The organism is Prosthecobacter sp., assembly GCF_014879935.1.
Taxonomy (GTDB): Bacteria; Verrucomicrobiota; Verrucomicrobiia; order Verrucomicrobiales; family Verrucomicrobiaceae; genus Prosthecobacter.
In genome coordinates this window covers 1-5336 of sequence record NZ_JACSRD010000206.1, presented here as the reverse complement: position 1 = coordinate 5336, position 5336 = coordinate 1, and the positions used below count along the sequence as shown (strand labels likewise).

General features: G+C 65.4%; 4 protein-coding genes. All 4 read left to right on the top strand.

The genetic code is table 11. The features are described 5' to 3' along the window. The first annotated feature begins 74 nt into the window (after nucleotides 1-74). Nucleotides 75-722, top strand: coding sequence for a hypothetical protein (locus IAE77_RS23145; RefSeq protein ID WP_294231863.1), 648 nt, complete (start codon nucleotides 75-77; stop codon nucleotides 720-722). After that, complete coding sequence (locus IAE77_RS23140) at nucleotides 719-2719, top strand: alkaline phosphatase (protein ID WP_294231860.1); 2001 nt, start codon at nucleotides 719-721, stop codon at nucleotides 2717-2719. The genes IAE77_RS23145 and IAE77_RS23140 overlap by 4 nt, the downstream gene beginning before the upstream one ends. A gap of 40 nt (nucleotides 2720-2759) precedes the next feature. Continuing rightward, the gene (locus IAE77_RS23135) at nucleotides 2760-3395 is read left to right on the top strand and encodes a PEP-CTERM sorting domain-containing protein (RefSeq protein WP_294231858.1); all 636 of its coding nucleotides are present in this window, start codon (nucleotides 2760-2762) and stop codon (nucleotides 3393-3395) included. 187 nt (nucleotides 3396-3582) lie between these two features. Continuing rightward, nucleotides 3583-5262 carry a hypothetical protein gene (locus tag IAE77_RS23130; RefSeq protein WP_294231856.1) on the top strand — a complete coding sequence of 560 codons (1680 nt, stop codon included), beginning with the start codon at nucleotides 3583-3585 and terminating at the stop codon, nucleotides 5260-5262. Nucleotides 5263-5336 lie beyond the last annotated feature (74 nt).

The following is a 5336-nucleotide window of genomic DNA, read 5'->3' as shown; positions in this document are numbered from 1 at the left end:
CTGCTCGCTTTCGCCGCTGTCATCGATTGGATGCAGCCGCTCAAGAGGTTTTAAAACACTGCCTAGTTCTCCTCGTGATTCTGATCGCGCTCGGAACGGCATCAGCCCTGATGCTGGCCGGTCTGCGCGAGCCAGGAACGCAGGAGATTGCCACGCCACGCCCTCCGGCCACACCATCCGCCCCGTCGCTCGCGGAAGAGTCGCGATTGTACACGCCGTTGCGATTTGAGGACCTGTTCGTCACCCCGGCGGGACCACGCGGCCTCTCTTACACAACCACGTGCCAGGGCCTCGCGGGCAAGGCTGTCCGCATGGAAGGCCACATGGTGCGCCATTACCATGAGGACACCACGGTGTTCCTTTTCACCGCGGTGCCTTCCGCGCACAACCAGGCTGAGTACCTGCTGGCAGACAGCCTTCCGACCAGCCTGGTGCATGTGATCATGAACGTGCGGCCCGGAGACTCCCCCGCGTGGAGACCGCAGCGGATCACCGTCATGGGTCGCCTGGAACTCGGCCCCCGGCAGGAGGCCGACGGGCGTGTGTCACACGTGCGGCTGCTCTGCGATCACGTGGCAGACGCACGCACCCTCGAAGTCGTGGAGCTGCGCAAGCCGCTGGCGCTCCAGCGTGACCGCATGGTCATGGGTCCACCGAACTCTTTTCGTCCCGCCTCTCGGACGATCACTGCACAAGCAAGCCAGACAACCACCACCCCATGAAATCCACACTCATCACGACCCTGCTGACGGCGGCATTGACCGCCGCCGTCCACGCCGCGCCCACAGTGACGCGGCTCAATCCACCCAGCGCGCTCTTCACCTACGGCGACGCGACCCCACCCTACATCTCCCGCTTCCTGCCCGCGCAACGCTTTGATCTCCAGGCCACCATGCAGGCCGACGCCGGCCAGACCATCACAGGTGTGGTCTTCAAGGTGAACGGATCGACGGTGGCGACTCTGCCGGGACCCGCAAACGGCGCGATCACCTCGCTGGGATCCGACCGCTTCAGCGCCACCTTCCGCGCCTACTCGAACACCAGCCCCGGTGTGAAGACCCTCACGGTGGAAGCCACGCAGTCTGACAGCCAGGTGGCGACCGCCACCGGGAACTTTGAGATCGTCAGCATCAATCTCGCCGGCGGCCGCAAAGCGAAGAACATCATCTACTTCATAGGAGACGGCATGGGCATCGCCCACCGCACCGCCGCGCGCATTGTGGCCAAGGGCGTGTCGCAGGGGAAGGCAGTCGCCCCCCTCGCCATGGACACACTGCCTTACACAGGGTTGCTGATGACGGCCTCGTTGAACTCCATCGTGACCGACTCCGCTCCTGGCGCCGCCTGCTATTCCACGGGCAACAAGTCCAACAACAACCAGGAAGGCGTCTTTCCGGACGACACCACGAGTTCCGGGTTTGCCCAGAACAAGTGGGATAATCCGCGTGTCGAACACATGGGCAACTACCTGGCACGCACCCAGGGCAAGGCCCTCGGCATCGTGACCACGGCGGACGTGGAAGACGCCACACCCGCCTCCTTTGCCGTCCATGCCCAGGACCGCGGCGCAGGCACCGGCATCTGCGACATGTTCCTCGATGAAGCCGCCGCCTCCCACAATCTGCGCGTCCTCATGGGCGGCGGGCGCAAGTGGTTCATCCCGTTTGGCACGGCCGGCTCCGGCCGTGTCGGAAGCACCACCAGCAGCGGCGGTGACTACACTCTGCCTGCGGACATCGTCGCCGGCTGGAGCGTTCCCGCAGGCGCGGTGGACAACACACGTGACCTCATCGCGGACTTCCAGACCGCTGGCTTCACTTACGCACCGGACGCCACCACCCTGGCTGGCGTGCCGTCGAACACCACCAGGCTGCTGGGCCTCTTCAACACCGGCAACATGGACATCGCCATGGACAAGATCGCGGAACGCCGCACCGGAGCCATGGCGGCGGGCAGCACCATCTCCACCTTCCCTGACCAGCCCATGCTGGATGAGATGACAGAGAAGGCCATTCAGGTCCTCAGCAACAACGCCCAGGGCTTCGTCCTCATGGTCGAGGCGGCATCCATCGACAAACAGGCGCATAACATGGACACCGAGCGCTGGGTGCTCGACACCGTCGAATTCGACCGCGCCATCCAGAAGGCCATCGACTTCTCCGCCACTCCGGCGGGCGCTGACACGCTCATCATCGTGACCGCCGACCACGAGTGCGCCGGCATCAACATCGTCGGCGCCAGCACCGTCACCAACGCCACCCTCGTCACCCGCGCAGCCGCTCTCGGCACGGACGGTGTTGCCGGAGCCATCAATGGCGCGTCTGGTGCCTCCACCGACGGCCAGCTTCAGTTGCGCACAGGCGTCGTCGGCACATACGACGCTGCCAGCTTCCCGCAGTATGCCATCCAGGGCGACGGATATCCGCAGACGATGGATGTGGACTACAAGATGCTCATTGGCTACGCCGCGAGCGGCGACCGCTACGAAGACTGGCTCACCAACGCCACCGCCAATGCCAATCCGGCCACCCGCGACACAGCCGGTGACTTCTTCATCCCAGGACAGGCGGGTGGCGCGGGCAATTCATCCGCCGTCCACACCGCCTCCGACATCCCGCTCTCGGCAGGTGGTCGCGGTGCCAGCCTCTTCACCGGCGTGATGGAGAACGTGGACGTGTTCTTCAAGGTCATGCAGGCCGCCCTCGGCGGTGCCAAGTGAGTGGTGCGAAACACAATCCCGAACCTCCCCCTTCTGCGTCATGAAATCTTTTCTACGCCTTCTGACCCTCCTGGCCCTCGCGGCCGGGACGGGCCATGCGGCCACGGTGTTCAATTTCAACACCGGCACCGCCACCACCACCACGGGTGATGCCTTCCCCACGTCGGTCAGCATCGCTTATGCCTATCTGGAAACCGAGGACGAGTTTGGCGATCCGTTCGCCACCCCCGTCTGGACACCGGACACTTCCGCTCCCAGCCCCGTCACCCTCGGCAATCCTGCCACTGCTGGTTATGGCCTCGCCATCGACGGTCTGGCTCTGGACGCCGTGCTCTCGCCCGTGATGTTCAGCTTCGGCTCCGCCGTCAATCTGACCAGCTTCGGGGTCGTGCTCGACAACAGCACCCTGGGCACGCCGTTCGGCACCGAAGTAGGGTTCTACGACGCCGCCGACCTGCTGCTCTACAGCCTCCCGATCAATGAGACCATCCCTGGCCTCACGGTGAACGAGACGCTGGCGCTCTCCGGCGTCAGCAAGGTGGTGCTGCCCTCCGGCGCGTTTTACGACAATCTGAGCTTCGGTGCCACGGCAGTTCCGGAACCCTCCCGGTTCATGTTGCTCGGTCTGACCGCCGCAGGCATCACATTCCGTCGTCGCCGCGCCGTGAAAGCGTGAGCCCTCGCGTTCCATTGCCGCCCGGCAGGCCCTGCCTGCCGGGCTTTTTCGCGCCGTGGTTGCGTTGCCGCCCACGTGAGCGAGTTTCGGCACCTGACCCCGGCCATGTCCTGTCGATTCACTTCCTTGTATGACCAGTTCTGATCCAACTCCGCCTGCCGCTGCCACCGACAGCCCCCGGCCTCTGATGAAATGGCTCGTGCCTGCGGCCGGCGTGCTGGTCGTCGCCATCGGTGGGGGCGTCTGGTACAGCCAGCGCCATTCCCACGAGGCCCAGATCGAACAGGTGCTGAAGACAGCGAAGGAACGGATGGATGCGGGCGACCTCGCCGAGACCGCGCGTCTGATCAGCACCGCACGGCAGCAGGCGCCGCAAAACCCCGCGGTAATCCGCGCGGCGGTGGATCTCCTCATCCGCGCCAATGCGAGTCCTGCGGAGATTGCGCAGACTTTGAAACGCCTCACCGACCAGCCAGATGCCACGGAGGAGGACTTTCTCAAACTGGCCCGTGCCGAGGCGACCCAGGGTGAGCTGGAGGCCGCCCGCACCGCCCTCAAACGCCTGCCAGACGACGCACGCTCCGGCGCGGATGCCCGCCAACTGGAGGCCTTCATGCTCAAACTCGAAGGCCGGGACCAGGAGGCCGAGGAGCGGCTGCGGAATGCCCTCCTGGCCGCGCCCAAAACCCGCGAGTCCGTCTTCAAGCTCGCCTTGCTCGATTATGTGCAGCCGCTGCCGGCACTTCACGAGCGTGGCCGCGTCGTTCTGTGGGAAACCGCCGGAGGGGACGATCCCCTGGCCGTGCATGCCATCCAGTTGCTCACCAAGGACTCCAATCTCACGCCCCAGGAGGCGGAAAAGCTCGCCACGCTCGCGCAAAATCATCCCGAGGTGCCGCAGATGCGCTTCGCCGCCCTGGCAGCGCTCGTCCGCCTGCGTCCCGACGAGCGGCCGGCCATTCTCGACCGCGAATCAGCCGCCGCCTTGAAAGGCACCGAGGAGCAGCGGCAGGAGTTTCTGCGCTGGCTTTCCTCCATCGAGGAGCATGACCGCGTGCTGCGGGCCCTGCCCGAGGCCGCCTACGTGAAGGCCAAGGATCTGCCGGCAGGCCAGCTCGAGCTGAAACTGGCCTCCCTGGCCGCGACCGGACGCTGGAATGATGTCGCGGCGCTGCTGACCCGCGATGTGGAAAAGTCCCTCGGCCCCGTGGCCTTCAATCTCTGGAGCGCCCGTCTCGCGGCCGGCCAGAGCCAGGAGAGATCCCGGGTGCGTCAGCACTTGAAGCTGGCATTTGAAGCCGCCGCAGGCAGCAACAACGGCATCGCCGTGGTGCGGAGCGCCGAAGCCGCCGCGGATCTCGGCATCTTCGATCTCGCCGGAGCTTTCTACGAGCAGATCGCGGCGAAACAAGACGGAGCCATGCGAATCCAGGTGGCGCTGCTGGAAAAGGCCTTCGCCTACCACGCGCAGGGCCGGAACACCTCCGCCATGCTCAAAGTGGCGCGTGATGTGGCGCGAGTGAACCCGGACAACGTGCAGGCCGCCTTCCGTGCCGACTACCTGGCGCTGCTGGTCGGCGATTCGCTCGAACTGGTGGCACAAAAGGCCGGCGCCGGCAGCCAGGCGGAGGCGAAACAGCGTTTGTTGCTCCAGGCCCTCGCCGCCCATCGCCTGCATCAGCCGATGCCCGATCTCGCGGCACTCAAGGCCCTGAAACACGCCCTGCTTCCCGCCGGACAACGCGCAGTCCTCGCCGCCATGATCGCCTCCAACGGTGATCCTGCGACGGGCTACGAGATCGCCGAGAACATCTCCAACACTCTTCTCCTCCCCGAGGAGGCAAGACTGCTGACCCTCGCCCGCTAGCCCGAACTTCTCACACTCTGGAGCTTGCGCGGCGGCGCTGTAGCGCGGAATTCCGATTCCGCGAAGGCCCCGCC